The following is a 19998-nucleotide window of genomic DNA, read 5'->3' on the forward strand; positions in this document are numbered from 1 at the left end:
CAAGCCACGCGGCAACGTATGACCTTTGCGGTCATTGGCAAGCCAGTTGGCGATCGGGGCGAAGTGCGACACGGGTTTAGCTCCTAAGTGCCATGTTGTCAGGATCGAAGGGTGAATCGGTTATGATTGTCGCTTTATGCCGAACGCCTAGAATGAGGATTTCAAATTCCGCGCCCGGCACTGCCAAATCCGGGCGAACCATTGCAAGCGCAAGCGACTTGCCGACGCGCCAGCCAAAGCCCCCCGATGTCACCCGGCCAACCAAATCATCTCCCTGATAAATCGGTTCTGATCCACGTGCGTCGGCATCGGTAACATCATGCACTTCCATAGTGACCAACTGGTTCGCGCTGCCGCTTTCCTTCCACGCCAGCAATGCTTCACGTCCGAAAAACGACGGTTTTTTGAGGCTGATGAACCGGTCCAAGCCACTTTCAAAGGCCGAATATTCCACCGACAATTCGCGCGGGATAAGCTTGTAGCTTTTTTCCAGCGCCATGGACGTCATCGCGCGGATGCCGAATGGCTTAATGTTGAACGCAGCGCCGGCCTCCATCAATCTGTCGAAAATATAATTCTGCATTTCAATCGGGTGGTGGATTTCCCAACCCAGCTCACCAATGAAGTTCACGCGCAACGCGTCGACTTGCGCTAGGCCAATGCTCATTTTCTTGCCCGTCAGCCATGGGAAGGCCTCGTTTGACAAATCCGTGTCGGTCAGCTTTGCCAGCACGTCGCGCGACCGTGGGCCAGCGAGCACCAGCACGCCCATCGACGTTGTCAGCCGTTCGAAATTGACGGAACCATCTTTTGGCATGGCCTTTTTCAGATAGTCATGGTCGTGCCGTTCATATGCCCCTGCCGACACCAGATAATAACGCTGCGGCGCGGCCTTATACACGGTGAATTCACTGCGGACGCCGCCTTTGTGTGTGAGCAAATAGGACAAAGTGACGCGTCCGACCTTTTTGGGTATTGCATTGGTCAGCAATTGGTCCAGCCAGCTCTCCGCACCCGGTCCCGATATCTCGCATTTGGCAAAAGCGCTCATATCCTGAATGCCGACATGCTTCGTCACGTGCAGGCATTCATTACCAACATGCTCGAAATAATTGGAACGGCGGAACGACCATTTTTCACGGACGGGTTCGCCGGGCACGACGGGATGATTGTCATTCAACAACACATCAGGCTTGTCGAGATCCGCTTCGCTTAATGTATAGCCAGCCGGCGCAAACCAATTGGGGCGTTCCCAGCCAAATACACTGCCAAACACCGCGCCAAGTGCCTTCATCCGGTCATAACATGGCGTGCGCCGTAAGGCCCGTCCCGCCTCGCGTTCTTCATCGGGATAATGCACCGTGAAGACCTTGGCATAGGCCTCCTCATTTTTTTCGACCAGAAAGCCCCGACCAGCATATTCGCCAAAGCGGCGCGGATCGACGCCCATCATATCGATAGTAGGCTCCCCGTCCACAATCCAGTGCGCCAACTGCCAACCCGCGCCGCCTGCGGCCGTGATCCCAAAGCTGTGCCCTTCGTTCAACCAGAAGTTTTTCAGGCCCCATGCCGGTCCGATAATCGGCGATCCGTCGGGTGTGTAGGCAATCGCGCCGTTATAGACTTTCTTAATGCCCACTTCGCCAAAGGCAGGGACGCGATTCATTGCCGCAACGATATAAGGCTCAAGCCGTTCGAGTGCATCGGGAAATAATTCATATTCGCTGTTGGCAGCAGGGCCATCAACATAGCAAGCGGGCGCGCCGACTTCATATGGCCCAAGCAACAGCCCGCCAGCTTCCTCACGCATATAATAGCTCGCGTCAGATTCGCGCAGCACTCCCATTTCCGGCAGGCCAGCCTTTTTGCGCTCCATGATTGCAGGATGTTGTTCAGTCACCAGATATTGGTGCTCGACTGGGATGACAGGAATATCCAACCCAACCATCGCCCCTGTTTGCCGCGCAAAGTTACCCGAACAGGATATGACGTGCTCGCAAGTGATGTCCCCCTGATCCGTGGAGACCAGCCACTCGCCATTGGGTTGCTGCGTAATGCCGGTAACCGTTGTGTTGCGATAAATCGTCGCCCCGCGTTGCCGCGCACCTTTTGCCAGCGCCTGCGTAAGGTCGGCAGGCTGGATATAGCCGTCATCGGGATGCTGAATCGCGCCAATGACACCGTCCATATTGGCAAGCGGCCAGATATCCTTGACTTGGTCTGGCGTTAGGAAGTTGACATCAACACCAATGGTGCGGGCAACGCCTGCGTAATAATGATATTCATCCATCCGGTCCTTGGTTGTCGCCAGTCGGATATTGGTGACCTGCGACAATCCGGCATGCAGCCCTGTTTCGGCCTCCAAAGTGGGATATAAAGCCACTGAATATTGATGCAACTTGCCGACGGAATAGCTGAGATTAAACAGCGGCAGAAGACCGGCTGCATGCCATGTTGACCCCGAAGTCAGTTCCTTGCGCTCCAGCAAGACAACATCGCTCCACCCCATTTTGGCAAGATGATACAAAGTGCTCACGCCTACAACGCCGCCACCAATCACTACCGCCCGTGCCGTTTTTTTCATCTTATCCACTCAACTTTATTAAGACTTGGCTATGTCAGATGACATGGCGGTGCCGCAATTGGATTGCGCCCCAATTAGTCATATATAGTTTTTTCTAATGTTAAATATTAGCTTGTGACATAATTTCCAAACGCCAAGCTCTCCAAGCCGCGTTAAAATACGATTGTGGTCAGCTTACGCTTGAATCGCACGTGGCGGCTTCTATAGAAACGGAAACTGACAAGTGGACGGGTCCTCATGAAAACGCGCATTTTTGTAACATTAAAGAACGGTGTGCTCGACCCGCAGGGAAAAGCCATCCATCACGCCATAGAAGGCTTAGGTTTTTCTGGCGTTCATGACGTTCGGGCCGGACGCCTTATCGAAATCGAACATGAACCGGGCGTTTCAAAGGCTGACCTGGAAACGATGTGCACCAAGTTACTGGCCAATATGGTTATTGAGAATTTTGAGATTGAGCAGGCCTGATGCGCGCCGCGGTTATCCAATTTCCGGGCTCCAATTGTGACCGTGACATGGCCGTGGCCATTCGTGATATTACAGGCGCTGAAACAACTTTGGTTTGGCACCGCGCGGGCGAACTGCCCGATGGACTTGATCTTATCGCTATTCCCGGCGGTTTCTCTTATGGCGACTATCTGCGCTCCGGTGCCATGGCTGCGCGCTCGCCGGTTATGCAGGCGGTCATTAAGGCCGCAGAACGTGGGGTCCCCGTTCTGGGCGTGTGCAATGGCTTTCAAATTTTAACAGAAGCAGGCCTGTTGCCCGGCGCTCTTATGCGCAATGCAGGGATCCGCTTTGTGTGCCGCACAGTTGGCCTGACGGTTGCAAATGATCGCTCTGTTTTCACCAACGGCTATTCAGTCGGTGAACATATCCAAATTCCCGTGGCGCATCATGACGGCAATTATTTCGCTGATAGCGATACGTTGGACAGGCTTGAAGGCGAAGGCCGTGTTGCTTTCCGCTACACGGAAAACGTCAACGGTTCGGCCCGCAACATCGCGGGTGTGCTAAACGCCACTGGCAATGTGCTGGGCATGATGCCACACCCCGAACGCATGACCGAAGCCGTGCATGGTGGGTCAGACGGACGTCGCTTGTTCGAGGGGCTATTGCGGCAAATCGCTTGACGGCGCGGCGGGCATGATGAGATCCGCTTTCTTTCGCGGGAATAACAAACGCCCTAATATCAAGATCACCGTTGGCCAGAACATGGTGTTGTAAATGTCATGCAGGGCTGCGTCCATTGTCGCCTCGCCGGGTGCCGGACCCCGCAAATCGGCATATTCGTTAAATAACTCAGCGATCAAGACAATTAGCCAGCACCACGGGCTATCCGGCCGCCGCCGCAACACCAAAGCCGACAGGCATAAGATCAAAAGCGATCCATGAATATGCATCGCATCATTGGTCAGGCCAACTGTTTCAATCAGCCAGATTTTATAGCTGACCCAATGCTCGGCCAGAATCTGTAAACGGTCCTGCATGACGGCCTATATTTTTGTTTTAAATGGCGAAAAATTTGTATCCTGGTCAAAGATTTCGACACCCTCTTTGCGCTTCAGCCAACCAACAACGCTATAAGTAACAGGCGTCAACACAACTTCCCAGCCCACTTTCAACAACCAGTTGGTAATCATCACACTGATAACCTGCTCGTTGCTCCACACCCCCCAAAAGGCGAGCGGATAAAAAATGAGGCTATCAATGCCCTGACCGACAATCGTTGAACCAATGGTACGCGACCATAAATGCTTTCCAGCCGTCCAAACTTTCATGCGTGCCATGACATAGCTGTTTACGAACTCACCCGCCCAAAACGCGGTGATAGATGCAATAACGATCCGCCAGACTTGCCCAAACACGCTTTCATACGCCGCCTGCCCCTCCCAACCGGGTGCAGGCGGCAGAGCAACAACAACCCAACTCATAAACGCCATGAACAACAGCGCCGCAAAGCCAACCCAGATGACACGGCGTGCACGCGCATAGCCATAGACCTCCGTCAGGACGTCACCAATCACGTAGCCTAAGGGGAAGAACAATATCCCAGCGCCAAAAATCCATTGCTCGCCCGATATGGTCAGCGCCGCAGGCTTGGCTGCGCCAATAACATTTGATAGCAACAAAATGGCGACAAAGGCCGCCATAACAAAATCATAATAGCGAAACTGGCGGCCAGTAACGTCACTTGCGCTTTGGGGGATAATTGATGCGTCTTGCATAAATTGACATAAGCAGCTTTGCGTTCGCGCGCAAAGCCGTTATTGCGCGAACCAGCGCGCGCCCTTAGCTCAGCTGGATAGAGCGCGAGACTTCTAATCTTGAGGCCACAGGTTCGACTCCTGTAGGGCGCGCCAATTGCGAACTGAGATGCCTGCCGAAAGGATGGCAATCGTTTTGCGTTACAAGGCTAAGCGATCTACCCAATGCGCATGGGTCCCGCTGCTGATCTTATGTGGCAGCGCAATGCGGCACACCGGCCCTTCTGCAAAGCGCTTGCAGTCGATCAATATGCATTCCGATGTCCCGCAATTTTCGTCAGTTACAAAGCTGACAAGATAGCCATCATCTTCGTCCACCGCACCGACGCGCGGAGCAAAGGGTGCTTCACTGCCATAGCGCCCCTCAGCAAGCTCTAGGGACCATGACTCGCCCGTGACCATGTCATGCTTCACAAAACCGTTAAACAGGAACCAGCCGGGCTTGGACGTTGTGCTATAGGCATAACGATAAGGTTGCCCCAGATAACGTTGGTTCATCATCCCGAATTCGAGGATGCGGTCGTCGAGCCGCTCTTCGCGGGTTGTACCATCAGCCAAGTTGAACCGCCAACGGTGCAGCTTTGGTTTGAAGCTATGCTCGTCGACATAAGCCATCATATGTCCATAGCCATCGGCATTTTCGAGTGGCGGCGGATAAGGGTCTTCTTCGAAATAACCATCGAGTATGACTTCGTCGCCGTCTTCATAGGCGTTAATGAAGTGCAGGACAAAAGTGGGATCCGCCTCAAACCAGCGGATATCTTCTGGCTGACCATAACGCGGGATGAGCGCGAACCGCGATGGCAGTCCCTCGTGCAGCCGGGTCACATGGACATTGCGCTTCAGCAATTCTTCGTCCCAGAAAAGTGGGAAGTCGCACAATATTGACCAGTTTTGCGTAAACATCATGTCATGCGGCAAGCGTGGCCCCGGCAACGCTATCGGCACATAATGCGCCAGCTTGCCGGCGCGATTAACGACCCCGTAATGCATATAAGGCGCGTGTTTCGAATAGTTGAAGAACAATAATTCACCGGTGCGCGCATCCACCTTGGGGTGCGCAGAAATACCATCAAGCGGCACCCAAGGCGCCACACCTTCTTGCTCCAATGTTTCGGGGTCAAGAACATAGCCCTCTCCGCATTGGTAGAAAGTAGACACTGCTTTGCCGTTATGCACGATGATGTCCGTGCTGGACGAATCTTTGAGGCTGCCATGTGCGCCAAAGCCGGGGCGTTTCGACACGCCCGCTTTATCCATTAGCCCGCCCCATAAGGAACCGCCCGCATCCTGCTCCGCCTGAAAACAGCGGGTGCGGACGAAGCGATTGCGATAGCTGGCCTTGCCGCCGGAAAAATTAATCTGGTGGATCATGCCATCGCCGTCAAACGGATGGTAGCGGCCCAGGGGTTGATGCAACTGGTTTTCTGTATTGCGCAAATAGATGCCGTCAATGTCGTCGGGAATGCGGCCCTCTATGACATCAAGGTCAGTCGCGGTGACTTCCTCATGCTGCGGCGTCCACGCCCCGTTGAGATAGGGATGGTTGCTCGGTTGTAGCGTTGCTTTCACCGGCGGCAATGTATCAACGCGCATGCGTGTTTTCTTTCCTATCTTGCGTCATCCTGAACTTTCTTCAGGATGATAAACCGCCGCTCGTTATCCTGAAACAAGTCCAGGATGACGATCTAGTCACTAAACTATGTCGAATGTCACCCCTTGCGCAAGTGGCAGATTATTCGAGTAATTTATCGTGTTTGTCGCCCGACGCATATAGGCTTTCCACGCGTCCGAGCCCGACTCCCGACCGCCGCCGGTTTCCTTTTCCCCGCCAAAGGCACCGCCAATTTCCGCGCCGGATGTGCCGATGTTTACATTGGCAATGCCGCAATCACTTCCTTCGGCGGATAGAAAATATTCGCATTCGCGGATGTCGGTCGAAAATATGGAGGACGACAATCCTGCACCGACGCTGTTTTGCAGGGCAATGGCTTTGGCCAAATCATGATAGCGAAAGATGTAGAGGATCGGCGCGAACGTCTCCCTTAACGCAGGGCCATCATGTGCTGCCATCTCGACAAGCGCAGGGCGGACATAAACGCCATCCATTGCGAGACGTTCGCCGCCGGTTACATTTCCGCCAAGTTTGCTAGCCTCATCAAGCGCTGCGCGCATGCCAGCAAAAGCCTGCTCGTCAATCAACGGTCCTGCAAGATTACCGACGTCAAGCGGGTCACCGACCGCCATCGACCCGCTGGCCGACTTAAGCGCCTCAACGAAGCTGTCATAAATCGCGTCATGCACAAAAAGACGGCGTAGACTGGTGCATCTTTGACCACTTGTGCCAAATGCCGAGAACAACACGCCGCGAAGTGCCAGCGCAACGTCCGCCTTGTCGCTGATAATCGCGGCATTGTTCCCGCCAAGTTCAAGAATAGTCTTGGCAAAACGGGCCGCAGCCACTTGTCCGACCTTCCGACCCATTTCCGTGCTGCCTGTGGCGGATATTAAGGCAATATGTGGATCGGCAACCAACGCTGCCCCTATATCGCGCCCGCCCTGAACGACTTGCGACAGATGCGCAGGTGCATCGCCGAAAGCAACAACCGCCTTTTCAAAAATGACTTGGACCGCAGCCGCCGTCAGCGGCGTTTTTTCCGATGGCTTCCAGATAACGCTGTTGCCACACACCAAGGCCAAAGCGGCGTTCCAAGCCCAGACAGCGACGGGAAAGTTAAATGCGGAAATGATGAGAACTGGACCAATGGGATGCCATTGCTCCATCATCCGGTGACCGGGCCGTTCGCTCGCGATGGTCAGGCCATGCAATTGCCGCGAAAGACCCACAGCGAAATCGCAAATATCGATCATCTCCTGCACTTCGCCAAGTCCCTCGGATAGCGGCTTTCCGCAATCAATCGTGACAAGGCGGGCAAGGTCATATTTCTGTTCGCGCAAAGCATTGCCAAACAACCGGACAAGCTCCCCGCGGCGCGGCGCGGGAACGCTGCGCCACTTCAGAAAGGCAGCGTTTGATTTTTCGACAACCGCATCGATGTCGTCGACCGTCGCGGCAACCACGGCCCCGATGCGACTGCCGTCAATGGGGCTGTGCACCGCAAGATCACCGCCATCAACAATGCAGCCCAGCGTTTCGAGAAGCGTTTTCGTTTCGGCTGCTAATGCCATTATCATCCCCAGTCTTTGTTCTGCATTCCCACAGCGCATGGCAAGACGCAGAGTTGATGGCAAGGGTTGCTGTCTTGACCGCACGCTTATAAAGGCAAACAGGACACAGGTCGCTATTCAGTTGGCCTTCCCGATGGAGATAAAAATGGCCGAGTTGGCAGCATTCGATTGGTCTGACCCTTTTCGTCTGGAGGACCAGCTGACCGAAGACGAACGCATGATCCGCGATAGTGCGCACGCTTTTGCGCAAAGCGAATTGCAGCCGCGCGTGATCGATGCCTATCGGACGGAATGTGATGCGCCTGAACTGTTCCCGTTAATGGGGCAAACCGGCCTGCTGGGCGCGACCATCCCAGCCGAATATGGCGGCGCTGGCGCGTCTTATGTCGCTTACGGGCTAATCGCGCGCGAGATTGAGCGCGTCGATTCAGGCTATCGTTCAATGGCGTCGGTGCAGTCGTCGCTCGTTATGCACCCCATCTATGCTTTTGGATCGGAAGAACAAAGGCGCAAATATCTACCGGGGCTGGCTGCGGGCACGCTGATTGGCTGCTTCGGCTTGACCGAGCCTGACGCAGGATCGGACCCTGCGGGCATGCGCACCTTCGCTAAGAAGGTAGATGGCGGCTATGTCATCAACGGATCGAAAACGTGGATTTCCAACGCACCTTTTGCCGATGTCTTTGTCGTCTGGGCAAAATCCGAAGCACATGGCGGCGGCATTCGCGGCTTTGTTCTTGAAAAGGGAATGAAGGGCCTCACTGCGCCGAAAATTCAGGGCAAGCTGTCGTTACGCGCATCGACGACCGGCATGATCATGATGGACAATGTCGAAGTGGGCGAGGACGCACTGCTGCCCGATGTGCAAGGATTAAAAGGCCCGTTCGGCTGCCTCAACCGCGCCCGCTACGGCATCAGTTGGGGCGCATTGGGTGCAGCAGAATTCTGCATGCACGCGGCGCGGCAATATGGCCTTGATCGTCATCAATTTGGCAAACCGCTCGCCGCCACGCAATTATATCAAAAGAAGCTGGCCGACATGATGACGGATATTGCCTTGGGGCTGCAGGCATCCTTGCGCGTTGGCCGCTTGATGGACGAAGGCCAGCTTGCGCCCGATATGATTTCCATCGTGAAGCGCAACAATGTCGGTAAAGCGCTCGATATCGCCCGTGCTGCGCGCGACATGCATGGCGGCAACGGCATTAGCGAGGAATATCAGGTTATGCGCCACATGGCGAACCTAGAGACAGTCAACACCTATGAAGGCGCGCATGACGTGCACGCGCTTATATTGGGTCGCGCCATTACCGGCATAGCTGCGTTCTGAAATCACCCTTCAGCACGGACCAATTTTGCGGCCCTCGGCTGAAAACGAAAATGGCGCATTATTGCGAATGCCTTGCGATTGGATATGGATGATCCGGTTTGTTTCCTTACGGATGATCGTCAACCCCTGACCATGCCCTTCGCAGGTGTAACTGATCGTTAGGGAATTGGCGCTGGCACGCACGACATATTGGGCGCAGGCTAAGCCACTATGTTGGATTTGGGCCAGGCTTGCCGATTTACCGAGGCAGATTTTGGCAGTCGGCGCACTCCCGCCCGTTGGTCGTAATTGCCACAATCCCCGATCGAGTGAATCAAGCAGAGCCATATCGCCATCTGGTTTTGCGGCCGCCGCCGGCAGCGAAAGCAAAAGCGCACCGGGCAGAGCGTAAAGACGGAAAATATTGTTCATAAGCTTCTATCCGCCAACCAGTCCCATACAGCGAATCGACCTAATTTTCAGCAACTATTTAACATCATTTGTGAATTTTGGCACCATGATATGTAATTCATGAACCATCAACGACGCTGCCGTCGTTGATCCGCGACTCAATTATTAAAACTGGCAAGGCTTATCGGAAAGCGGCGCGAGCAAAATTCGCAGTCCACGACGATGTCTCCGGCATCATCTGCCATTTCGGCGCGGTCAACGGCAGGAAATTTGGCAATGACATCGCGGATGTGCACGGGGTCACAGCGGCAACCCTTTGACAGACAATCGCCTTGCTCAATGCGTACTTCTTTTTCTTCATGGAACAATCGCCAGACGATTTCCTCAAGCGGAAGCGCCGGGTCGGCAAGCTCGGCGTCAGCGATGGTCGAAGACATGACTTCGATATGCTCCCACTCAGGATGGTCGAGCCGCACATGCAACCGCTCGCGCCCTTCCTCCCCCTCGGGCAAGTGCTGCACCAGCAAACCGCCCGCCACACAGCGGCCATCGACATGGTCCACAGCAACGCGAATGAAGGTTGGGATTTGTTCGGATTGCACGAAATAATTCTGCGCCGCATCGGCGAGCGTCTCGCCTTCAAGTGGCACGATGCCCTGATAACGGCCACCGCCTTCGCTCGCCGGTTTCATGCGGTCGAAGGTGATTGCGAGATAGCCCTGTCCGAAGATGCCAAATAGCGTCGAATCCTGCGGCAGGGTGGCGGCAGTCGCGGCATCAAACTGGGCATAGCCGCGCAATGCGCCATCCTTATAATCGCAGGCCAATAGCCGAATTGCGCCTTTTTCCGTTTGCGTTTGCAGCGTGAGCTGGCTGCCCGGCTCCTTTAACGAAGCTCCTAATAACGCGGTCAGCACTAATGCTTCAGCCAAGGTCCGCTCGATTACCGGAGGGTAAGCATGGGCCGCCAAAATCTCACCCAGCACATCGTCCAGACGCACCAGCCGTCCGCGCGCATCCCGCGTCGGTATGGAAAAACGCAATGGCTGATTGGACAATGTTTCCGATTGCTCGGCCATCATGATTTTCCAAGGCACCACAATAAAATCGACTTTTGCGCATGCAGCCTGTTTTCCGCTTCATCCCAGATGACAGACTGCGGCCCATCAATCACGGCATCGGTTACTTCCTCACCGCGATGCGCTGGCAGGCAATGTAAGAATTTGGCATCTGCCTTGGCCAAAGTCATCAGACGTTCGTTCACCTGATAGGGCATCATCGCCGCTATCTTGTTATGCGCATGCTCTTGTCCCATGGATACCCATGTGTCGGTTACAACAACATCGGCGCCCGCTACCGCTTCGCCAGCATGGCGGGTGAGCGTGATGTTGGCTCCAGCAGCCCTTGCAACATCCATAAAATTGCTGTCGCTTTCATAGCCTTCCGGGACCGCAATACGCACATTAAACTTGAAAAGCCCAGCTGCCTCAACCACCGAATTCAGCACATTATTGCCATCGCCAAGCCATGCAATTTCAAGGCCGGGCAACGCCTTTCCATGCTCCATAACCGTCAACAGGTCAGCAACGATCTGGCAAGGATGCGACAGGTCCGTCAGGCCGTTGATGACGGGCACGCTCGCATGATGGGCCAGCTCCTCGACCTTTGCATGATCATCGGTCCGGATCATGATGGCGTCGACATAGCGCGACAATACGCGCGCGGTGTCGGCAATGGTCTCGCCACGGCCAAGCTGCATCTGGCCCGATGCCATGAAGATGCTATCCCCCCCCAATTGCTTCATCGCCATTTCAAACGATGTGCGCGTGCGGGTGGAATTTTTCTCAAACACCATCGCCAGCGTGTGCCCAGCAAGTGGCGCGTCGACGTCTGATTTGCCCTTTGGCCATCCGATCCGCGCATTTTTTCTACTTATGGCGTCGTTCAGCATCGCTGCAACTGCATCGCCGCCGGCGTCGCTCAAGTTTAGGAAATGGCGCGTCATGCCGCTTGTGGCATCTTATAGCTGGCGGCACCCGCCGACAGCTTTTCCATGAAAGTCTGAATCTCGGCATCACCGATGTTCAGCGGCGGCAGCACGCGGAAGGTATTGTCACCCGCCGCCACCAGCAACAGCCCGTGATTATCGCGCAAGTGGGCCACAAAGGCGCGCGTTTCATGGGTCATCATCACGCCAAGCATCAATCCCTTGCCGCGTACCCCAGTAAACAAATCTGGATAATTGCCGATAAACTGCTCAAGCGTTGAACGTAATTTGTCTCCTGTTGAACGCACTTGCGCCAGAAACTCCTCATTCGCGACGACATCCCAAACCGCCTGACACGCGGCCATCGCAAACGGATTGCCGCCATAAGTCGACCCATGTGTGCCAACGACCATGCCGCGCGCGGCCGCTTCGGTGGCAAGACAGGCGCCGACCGGAAAACCGCCGCCAAGGCCCTTGGCCGTCGCCATGATGTCGGGAATAATGCCATATTGTTCATAAGCGTACAGCGTGCCTGAACGCGCCACACCGCATTGCACTTCATCTAGGATCAGCATGATATCATGTTCATCCGCCAACGCTCGCAGGCCTTGTATGAACGCATCTGAGGCAGGCCGAACGCCGCCCTCGCCCTGAATGGGTTCAACCAGAAACGCGGCGGTTTTTGGTCCGATTGCCGCCTTTGCGCCTTCCAAATCGTCAAAGTCGACATATTTAAAGCCTTCAAGCAATGGCATGAAGCCCTTGTGCATCTTCTCCTGATTGCTAGCCGAAATCGTCGCCATCGTCCGGCCGTGAAAAGCGTTTTTGAAGGTGATGATCTCAAAACGATCACTGCCTTGGCTTTGATGATATGCGCGCGCAGTCTTGATCGCGCACTCAACAGCCTCCGCGCCAGAATTGGTAAAGAACACCGTGTCGGCAAAGGTCGTATCGACCAGCCTTTGGGCAAAGGCTTCGCCTTGCGGGCTGCCGTAAAGGTTCGATACGTGGATCAGCGTTGCAGCCTGATCCTGAATGGCCTTGGTCAGATGCGGATGGCCATGGCCAAGCAAATTTACCGCAATACCCGCAGCGAAATCGAGCGCGCGGCTGCCGTCTTCAGAAATCAACCAAGCGCCCTCACCACGCACCGGCCGAAAACCACAGCGCGGATAGACGGGCATCAAAGGCGTAATCGACATGGTTTTCTTCCTTCCGACCAAGTATTTAGCATATTCCAAAAGCCAAAAAGCGGCCCCACGGGACCGCTTGTTTTTACCCTCCCGCTATAGGCATGCGAAAATGGCAAATCAAGCTATGCCTCCGGATCCTTGTCACGCTTGGCAGCGGCGATCCGGCGCCGCAGATATCCATAGAGCAACAAATGTACCGCCACCCACAAAAGGATAAATATCACGATCATTTTGGCGGGCATACTCATAGCCCATTCATAACGCCGCGGGAGCCATGAACAACCCTGTTACTCAGCAAAAGTCTGCGGCGCGATTTTTGCGCAAGATCACTCCACTGTAACAGACTTTGCTAAATTGCGCGGCTGGTCCACATCCGTGCCTTTGGCGCAGGCGACATGGTAAGCCAGCAATTGCACGGGCACCGCATAGACCAACGGCGCGATCAACGGGTGGACGGTCGGCATTTCGATGGTGGCAAGGCAGCCTTCTCCGGCTTCGGCTATGCCCGCCGCATCAGAAATCAGCACGACCTTGCCGCCGCGCGCGCGGACCTCTTGCATGTTGCTGACGGTTTTCTCGAATAGCGGGCCTGATGGCGCAAGGACGATGACGGGCACGGCTTCGTCGATTAACGCGATTGGCCCATGCTTCATCTCGCCTGAGGCATAGCCCTCTGCATGAATATAGCTGATCTCTTTCAGCTTCAGCGCGCCTTCCATCGCCAATGGATAATCCGGGCCACGGCCAAGGTAGAGCACGTCGCGCGCAGGCGCGATTAAATGCGCCATCGCGGCAATGTCATCATCATGGGCCAAAGCGGCGTTCAACGCAGCGGGCGCTTCGATCAAATGCCGGACGATTTCGCGTTCTTCCTCGGCGCTCAACTTACCTTTCACCAATGCCAAATGCGCGGCCAGAGCAGCCAACACCGCAAGCTGGCAGGTAAATGCCTTAGTCGAGGCAACACCAATTTCGGGGCCAGCATGTGTGGGCAGCAATAGGTCCGCCTCACGCGCCATGCTGGATGTCGGCACGTTGACGACCACTGCGATTGTCTGCCCATTTTCCTTGCAATGGCGCAAGGCCGCCAGCGTGTCAGCTGTCTCACCCGATTGGGAAATGAACAGCGCCAAGCCGCCTTCCTCCAACACGGGGTCGCGATATCGAAACTCGGACGCGACATCGATGTCGACGGGCACACGGGCGAAGGTTTCGAACCAATATTTGGCAACCATGCCAGCGTAATAAGATGTTCCGCAGGCGACGATGGTAATGCGTTTGACGCCCGCCAGGTCAAAATCCATCTGCGGCAGGGCAACGGTCTGCTCCAACGGGCGAATGTAGCTGGAGAGTGTTTGCGCAACCACGGTCGGCTGCTCAAAAATCTCTTTCTGCATATAATGGCGGTAATTGCCCTTTTCGATCTGCGCCGCAGACACGCCGGAGGTGGTGATTTCGCGCTCCACCGGATTATTGTCCTTATCGAAAATCTGCGCGCCTTCGCGCATCACAATCACCCAGTCGCCTTCTTCCAGATAGGCGATTTTTTGCGTCAGTGGCGCAAGGGCAAGTGCATCCGAACCCAAATAAGTCTCGCCATCGCCATAGCCGACGACCAGCGGGCTGCCGAGCCGCGCACCGATCAAGAAATCAGGAAATTGCCGGAACGCAATCGCAAGGGCAAACGCACCGCGCAGACGCGGCAGCACAGCCTTCACCGCATCTGCGGGCAAATGCCCAGCCTCGACCTGCTCGGACACCAGATGCGCCACAACCTCCGTATCGGTCTCGCTTTCAAACGTCCGCCCGCGCGCAGTGAGTTCGTCACGCAATTGTTTGAAATTTTCGATGATACCATTGTGGACCAAAGCCACTTCGCCCGTTGCGTGCGGATGCGCATTGCTCGTCGTCGGCGCGCCATGTGTGGCCCAACGGGTGTGCGCTATGCCAATATTTCCAGCCGCATCGTCGGTCTTGAGCACGTTGACGAGATTGGCCAGCTTGCCCTCGGCGCGGCGGCGGATGAGTTGACCGTCAAACACCGTGCAGACACCGGCGCTGTCATAGCCCCGATATTCCATCCGCTTCAGCCCATCGACGAGCCGATCCGAGACAGGCGATTTGCCAACAATTCCGATAATGCCGCACATTTATTTTGTTTCCCAATCTGCTTTATAGGGGACTCTGATGCCCGGCATCTCTGCCGGAAAATCCTTGGTATTTCGTGTAACGAGTATGCGCCCTGTCACCTGCGCCGAAGCGAGGATAACGGCATCAGGAGATTTCAACGACTTTCGCTGGTGCCTAAGCGCCGCCGCACGTCGCGCAATTTCCTCGTCGATCTCGCTCATTGCGAAAAGACGCAGAAATTCTTCAGTCTCGGTTGCCGCATCGTCAGGAACACCGGACATCACCTCAATCCAAGTCATCCGACTGATCCAGGCACGGGCGACGTTGCGCACCTCTGCCCATGCCGCCGGCCGATTGTGCAGCATGTCGATAACAATATTAGTGTCGAAAAAACGCTCGCTCACGCAGCACTGCGTTTCTTTTTGGGCGGCGCAACGTTGCTGATGTCCGGCCACTCGTCGCGCAACTGCCGTTCATATGCGAGGCCATCGACCGTCGAGCCGTGCCGCTCCCAAAGACCGAAATATTTCTCAAAGCCTTCTTTACGACTTTCTTCGAGATAACTGGACACTGCCTCACGCAACACAGCGGCGCGCGACTTCCCCTCGCGCTTGGCGATTTCATCCAGCTTGCGAACGTCGTCCGCCGGAACATCTACGAGGAATCTACCCATGATGATATAGTGATATCATATCATGATATCATGTCAATTTAATCTTCTGGCTTTTGATCGATCAGTTGAAGTCGCCCAACGATCGAACCTCGTGCCAATAACGCACCCGGCGCAACAACAGCGTTAGCTCCAATCCGACTTCTGTCTCCAACCAACGCTCCAAATTTGTCCACGCCCGTCTCAATTACCTGTCCACGGTAGGCAATCCTAATATTGCGATTTTCCAATTCATTCCGGTAATTTGCGATAATCGCACCGGCTTCAATATTAACATCGGCACCGATAATTGAGTCGCCCACAAAGTTCAAATGCGCCAGCTTCGAACCTGCGAACATAGCTGTGGTTTTCAGTTCAGACGACGGCCCGATTATGCAATCTCGTTCGAGATACACGCCGCCTCGCAGATAAGCGCCAGCAGCGATAAAGCAATTGGGCCCAATGATCGCAGGCCCTTTGACAACAGCCCCCGCCTCGATAATCGCAGAGTAATGGACTGCAACATCTTCGACGCAGGTATATGACGGATCAAGACCAGCAATTTGCTGCTTAAGCAAAGCCTCAATATTGCCGACTAAGTGCCACGGGGCCTGATGGATATTTGCAAAGCTGGAGGTGCGCCAAGGCTCAATCAAAGAGGGTGTTAGGCCTTTGACATCAAGCACCTTTCACTTCCCCTCTTTCTTCTTCCGCATCGCATCGTGAAAACGATCGGCCCAGCCGGGTTTCACCAATTGTTCGGCGCGGACCATGCGGAGTTCGCCGTCGGCTACATCGCGGGATACCGCGCTGCCCGCGGCCACAATCGCATCGCGGCCGATTTTGACAGGCGCGATGAGGGCGCTGTTGCTGCCAATAAAGGCGCCTTCGCCGATCACGGTTTGATATTTGAAATAGCCGTCATAATTGCAGGTGATGGTTCCAGCGCCGATGTTCGCGCCTGCGCCAATCGTCGCGTCGCCCAGATAGGTTAGATGGTTGGCTTTAGCACCCTTGCCCAGATGCGCCTTTTTGGTTTCGACGAAATTGCCGATCTTGGCTTTTTCTTCCAACACCGTGCCGGGCCGGAGCCTTGCGAAGGGACCTATTTCACAACCCTCACCGATAATAGCGCCCTCAATATGGCTGTTTGCGCGGATCTTTACATTGTCGGCTATGCTGACACCGGGGCCAAAAAAGACATTGGGTTCAATCAGGACGTCGCGGCCAAGCTGCGTATCCCACGCAAACCAGACGGTTTCCGGTGCAATTAAAGTTGCGCCATCATCCATGGCTTGCACCCGGCGGCGCTGCTGCCATGCTTGTTCCATCTCGGCCAATTGTGCGCGGCTGTTGATACCCGCGACGTTGTAGGGTTCGGTTGTGACAGCCACGCAAATCCGCCCATCTTCGTGCGCGATGTTGACGATATCGGTGAGATAAAATTCCTTTTGCGCATTGTCGTCGGTGACGCGATTCAGCAGCGGGAACAGGTCGCGCGCCTTCACCGCCATCAGGCCAGAATTGGACAGCTTCACCGCTTTTTCCGCGTCGGTTGCGTCCTTTTGCTCGACCATTTTGATGATGCGGCCATCTTCGACGATTACGCGGCCATAGCCGGTTGGATCCTCTGGCGCGAACGCCAACACGACCACCGCCGGCGCATCAGGTGCGTTGAGCCGTTCAACCATGGCTTGCATCGTAGCGGTCGGCACAAAGGGCACGTCGCCATAAAGAATGAGGACATCACCATCAAACCCCGCCAGAGCGCCTTGCGCCTGCTGCACGGCATGGCCAGTGCCAAATTGGGGTTCTTGCACCGCAAGCTGTGCCGAGCCCGCCAGAGCGGCCTCCAATTGTTCCTTGCCGCTGCCGACCACCACAACCTTCTTGGTCGGGTTTAAGGCATCGACCGATGCCATTAAATGCATCAGCATTGGCCGAGCGGCAATCGGGTGCAGCACCTTGTGCAGGTCGGATTTCATGCGCGTGCCCTTGCCCGCGGCGAGAATGATGGCGGCTAATTCAGTCATACATATTGTCATGCCAGCAAATTGTTGCAGTTTCCAGAACTTGCAGCCAAGGACATATGAAATTTTCCGTTTGTGTCGAGCGCAGTCGAGACGCCAATACGAACAACGCGCATCGACGACGCTCAATACAAACACAGAATTGGGGAGCTTAGCTTGAAATTTCCATTCGACATCATTGGCTTTGACCTTGACGGCACTTTGGTGGACACCAGCGGCGATCTGACGGCTGCGGTCAATCATGTGTTGGACAGCGTAGGCAGGCCGCTGCTCTCGCCAGAAACGGTCAAGCAATATATCGGCGGCGGCGCAAAGCTCATGCTGCAACAAGGGCTTGAGGCAACAGGCGGTATTCCCGACAATGATTTCAAACCGCTCTATCGCCAAATGCTTGCTTATTATGAAGCCAATGTCTGCGTGCACAGCCGACCTTTTGATGGCGCGTTGGCGCTGCTGGATGCGCTTGACGATATGGGTGTGCGTTACGCAGTCGTGACCAACAAATTTGAGAGCCTCGCCCTCAAATTGCTGACCGACCTGAACTTGGCGCACCGCATGGGGTGCATCTTGGGCGCCGATACTTTAGGTAAGGAAAATGCCAAACCTTCGGGCGCACCCATCTTTGAAATGATCAAACGCTGCGGCGGCGGGCGGGCGGCTTATATCGGCGATTCCACTTACGATGTGATGGCGGCGAAGAATGCCAACGTCCCGAGTGTGGCCGTCAGTTTCGGATTTTTGCATGGGCCGGTCGAAGATATGGGCGCAGACGCAATCATTGACCATTTTGGCGAACTGCTCGATTGCCTCAGAGGCATGGCGTCACATTAGCGCAAAGGACGTCGAGGCGATGTTCTCTTCGCCGTTGCTTGCACCAAATCGCTGCGTCTATATGTGTGGCGATCTTACAGGCATGGCAGCAGGGTAAAAAGTGAACAGTTGGTTGTCTCCCCGCATCATATTTGCATTTGCCTTGGCATTTGTCGGGGCCATATTCGCCGGCCAAATGCCGGGCTCCGCCGAGCGCGTGCTTGTCATTTTCGTATCCCTGTTGGTCGCATTGTTCATTGCCGCTGATCCGCATGATCGCGAAGATGCTCCACAAGAGACCGTTAAGCCGACGCCGCCGGACACAGAAGTCTTGGCGATCAGTTCGCATCCACAGTTGCAGGCATTTATCGATTCGTCCGCCGATGCCATATTGATGGTAGAAAATGCCCGCGTAATCGCCGCCAACCAAGTCGCGCTACGTTTGCTTGGCGCAAATATTATTGGCCAAAATGTGCGCATGGCGTTCCGGCACGCCGGCGCCATTGAACGGCTGACAGACCCAGATGCGCAGCACAGCGGAAACCCGATTCGGCTCGCAGGCATTGGCCAGAAAAATCAATTATGGGACATGCGGATCCAAACCATGGGGCCGTCGCAGAAAATCGTGCATCTGGCCGATCGCAGCGGAACACAGGCCGCGGAAAAAATGCGGGTCGATTTTGTCGCCAATGCCAGCCACGAATTGTTGACACCGCTGGCCGCGATCAAAGGTTTCATCGAAACACTCGATGATCCCGCCGCCGGGGATGACGCCGTCACGCGCAGCCGGTTTTTGGGCATCATGGCAACGGAAACCGACCGGATGCAGGCGCTTGTCCGCGACCTGATGTCGCTGAGCCGGATTGAGGCCGAAAAATACGACCCCCCGCAAACGCCAGTCGATTTTTCCGACATCGTCATGGAAACCGTTGATCAGTTGCGTAACAGCCAAAAGGACCGTGGCACAGATATCATGGTTGATGTCACGACAGATATGCCACCTGTTATGGGAGACGCCGGACAATTGCGGCAGTTGGCGAGCAACATTTTGAACAATGCGCTAAAATATGGCCGCGCTGGCACGCCCGTAACCGTCTCACTGTTGCGTTCGCGATCTGGCGCAATGATTAACTTCACCGTGGTAGACGTAGGAGACGGCATTGCCCCTGAACATTTGCCGCGCCTGACTGAACGTTTTTATCGTGTAGATTCGGGGAGAAGCCGCTTAGTCGGCGGAACTGGCTTAGGCTTAAGCCTCGTCAAACATATTGTTGATCGGCATCGCGGCCATCTGGAAATTCGCAGCTCCGTCGGTAAGGGCACGACGGTGTCGGTATTGCTACCCGTGGCACCTACCGGACCGTCATAATAATGTAACACAAGAGTCATCTATCAGCCATCTCGATCGTCTAGGAAGATTTTGAGTGCGGTTCGAACTG

The 19998-nt window shown here is 55.0% G+C and carries 20 protein-coding genes and 1 tRNA gene; 6 read left to right on the forward strand and 15 right to left on the reverse strand.

Going from position 1 to position 19998, the window contains the following annotated elements; all coding sequences use genetic code 11:
• Window positions 1–76: 76 nt before the first annotated feature.
• Window positions 77–2584, reverse strand: coding sequence for an FAD-dependent oxidoreductase (locus tag ACILP3_RS05090; RefSeq protein ID WP_395615583.1), 2508 nt, complete (start codon window positions 2582–2584; stop codon window positions 77–79).
• 237 nt (window positions 2585–2821) lie between these two features.
• Here ACILP3_RS05090 and purS point away from each other — a divergent pair, with 237 nt between their 5' ends.
• Together purS and purQ are read left to right on the forward strand one after the other, a co-directional pair.
• The gene (gene purS / locus ACILP3_RS05095) at window positions 2822–3052 is read left to right on the forward strand and encodes a phosphoribosylformylglycinamidine synthase subunit PurS (protein WP_295498199.1); all 231 of its coding nucleotides are present in this window, start codon (window positions 2822–2824) and stop codon (window positions 3050–3052) included.
• The gene (gene purQ, locus ACILP3_RS05100; protein ID WP_395615584.1) at window positions 3052–3717 is read left to right on the forward strand and encodes a phosphoribosylformylglycinamidine synthase subunit PurQ; all 666 of its coding nucleotides are present in this window, start codon (window positions 3052–3054) and stop codon (window positions 3715–3717) included. The genes purS and purQ overlap by 1 nt, the downstream gene beginning before the upstream one ends.
• Here purQ and ACILP3_RS05105 read toward each other — a convergent pair.
• Entirely contained in the window at window positions 3697–4074 is a 378-nt protein-coding gene (locus ACILP3_RS05105) for a hypothetical protein (RefSeq protein WP_395615585.1), read from the reverse strand. The two genes, purQ and ACILP3_RS05105, sit on opposite strands and share 21 nt — an antisense overlap.
• Window positions 4075–4080: 6 nt before the next feature.
• Window positions 4081–4812: a queuosine precursor transporter gene (locus ACILP3_RS05110; protein ID WP_395615586.1), complete on the reverse strand. Its 732-nt coding sequence runs from the start codon at window positions 4810–4812 to the stop codon at window positions 4081–4083.
• A 58-nt stretch (window positions 4813–4870) separates the two neighbouring features.
• Here ACILP3_RS05110 and ACILP3_RS05115 point away from each other — a divergent pair.
• A tRNA-Arg gene (locus ACILP3_RS05115) sits at window positions 4871–4947 on the forward strand.
• 45 nt (window positions 4948–4992) lie between these two features.
• On the opposite strand, the gene ACILP3_RS05120 is transcribed toward ACILP3_RS05115, so the two are convergent.
• A complete protein-coding gene (locus ACILP3_RS05120) occupies window positions 4993–6447 on the reverse strand; it encodes a carotenoid oxygenase family protein (RefSeq protein ID WP_395615587.1) in 1455 nt (484 codons plus the stop codon).
• 99 nt (window positions 6448–6546) lie between these two features.
• Window positions 6547–8040 carry an aldehyde dehydrogenase family protein gene (locus ACILP3_RS05125; RefSeq protein ID WP_395615588.1) on the reverse strand — a complete coding sequence of 498 codons (1494 nt, stop codon included), beginning with the start codon at window positions 8038–8040 and terminating at the stop codon, window positions 6547–6549.
• Between the two features lie 145 nt (window positions 8041–8185).
• On the opposite strand from ACILP3_RS05125, the gene ACILP3_RS05130 reads away from it, so the two are divergent.
• Window positions 8186–9370: an acyl-CoA dehydrogenase gene (locus tag ACILP3_RS05130; protein ID WP_395615635.1), complete on the forward strand. Its 1185-nt coding sequence runs from the start codon at window positions 8186–8188 to the stop codon at window positions 9368–9370.
• Window positions 9371–9379: 9 nt separating this feature from the next.
• Here the strand turns inward: ACILP3_RS05130 and ACILP3_RS05135 are convergent, their stop codons facing one another.
• From ACILP3_RS05135 to glmU, 10 genes are all read right to left on the reverse strand, one after another.
• On the reverse strand, window positions 9380–9781 hold the full coding sequence (locus ACILP3_RS05135) for a DUF3617 domain-containing protein (protein WP_395615589.1): 402 nt from the start codon (window positions 9779–9781) through the stop codon (window positions 9380–9382).
• A gap of 137 nt (window positions 9782–9918) precedes the next feature.
• Window positions 9919–10839 carry an Hsp33 family molecular chaperone HslO gene (locus ACILP3_RS05140; RefSeq protein WP_395615636.1) on the reverse strand — a complete coding sequence of 307 codons (921 nt, stop codon included), beginning with the start codon at window positions 10837–10839 and terminating at the stop codon, window positions 9919–9921.
• A complete protein-coding gene (gene argF / locus ACILP3_RS05145) occupies window positions 10839–11765 on the reverse strand; it encodes an ornithine carbamoyltransferase (protein ID WP_395615590.1) in 927 nt (308 codons plus the stop codon). Before argF ends, ACILP3_RS05140 begins: the two co-directional genes overlap by 1 nt.
• Window positions 11762–12949 carry an aspartate aminotransferase family protein gene (locus ACILP3_RS05150; protein WP_395615591.1) on the reverse strand — a complete coding sequence of 396 codons (1188 nt, stop codon included), beginning with the start codon at window positions 12947–12949 and terminating at the stop codon, window positions 11762–11764. The genes argF and ACILP3_RS05150 overlap by 4 nt, the downstream gene beginning before the upstream one ends.
• A gap of 113 nt (window positions 12950–13062) precedes the next feature.
• A complete protein-coding gene (locus tag ACILP3_RS05155) occupies window positions 13063–13188 on the reverse strand; it encodes a hypothetical protein (protein WP_395615592.1) in 126 nt (41 codons plus the stop codon).
• A 78-nt stretch (window positions 13189–13266) separates the two neighbouring features.
• The gene (glmS, locus tag ACILP3_RS05160; RefSeq protein ID WP_395615593.1) at window positions 13267–15090 is read right to left on the reverse strand and encodes a glutamine--fructose-6-phosphate transaminase (isomerizing); all 1824 of its coding nucleotides are present in this window, start codon (window positions 15088–15090) and stop codon (window positions 13267–13269) included.
• A complete protein-coding gene (locus tag ACILP3_RS05165) occupies window positions 15091–15474 on the reverse strand; it encodes a type II toxin-antitoxin system VapC family toxin (RefSeq protein ID WP_395615594.1) in 384 nt (127 codons plus the stop codon).
• Window positions 15471–15743 carry a ribbon-helix-helix protein, CopG family gene (locus ACILP3_RS05170; protein ID WP_395615595.1) on the reverse strand — a complete coding sequence of 91 codons (273 nt, stop codon included), beginning with the start codon at window positions 15741–15743 and terminating at the stop codon, window positions 15471–15473. The genes ACILP3_RS05165 and ACILP3_RS05170 overlap by 4 nt, the downstream gene beginning before the upstream one ends.
• A gap of 38 nt (window positions 15744–15781) precedes the next feature.
• Window positions 15782–16405, reverse strand: a complete 624-nt coding sequence (locus ACILP3_RS05175) for a transferase (RefSeq protein ID WP_395615596.1) — start codon at window positions 16403–16405, stop codon at window positions 15782–15784.
• A 3-nt stretch (window positions 16406–16408) separates the two neighbouring features.
• Window positions 16409–17752: a bifunctional UDP-N-acetylglucosamine diphosphorylase/glucosamine-1-phosphate N-acetyltransferase GlmU gene (gene glmU / locus ACILP3_RS05180; RefSeq protein WP_395615597.1), complete on the reverse strand. Its 1344-nt coding sequence runs from the start codon at window positions 17750–17752 to the stop codon at window positions 16409–16411.
• A gap of 153 nt (window positions 17753–17905) precedes the next feature.
• On the opposite strand from glmU, the gene ACILP3_RS05185 reads away from it, so the two are divergent.
• The gene (locus ACILP3_RS05185; protein WP_395615598.1) at window positions 17906–18580 is read left to right on the forward strand and encodes an HAD hydrolase-like protein; all 675 of its coding nucleotides are present in this window, start codon (window positions 17906–17908) and stop codon (window positions 18578–18580) included.
• A gap of 100 nt (window positions 18581–18680) precedes the next feature.
• Window positions 18681–19928, forward strand: a complete 1248-nt coding sequence (locus tag ACILP3_RS05190) for an ATP-binding protein (protein ID WP_395615599.1) — start codon at window positions 18681–18683, stop codon at window positions 19926–19928.
• Window positions 19929–19998 lie beyond the last annotated feature (70 nt).

This window comes from Sphingorhabdus sp., from assembly GCF_044239665.1.
In the GTDB taxonomy this organism is placed as follows: domain Bacteria; phylum Pseudomonadota; class Alphaproteobacteria; order Sphingomonadales; family Sphingomonadaceae; genus Sphingorhabdus_B.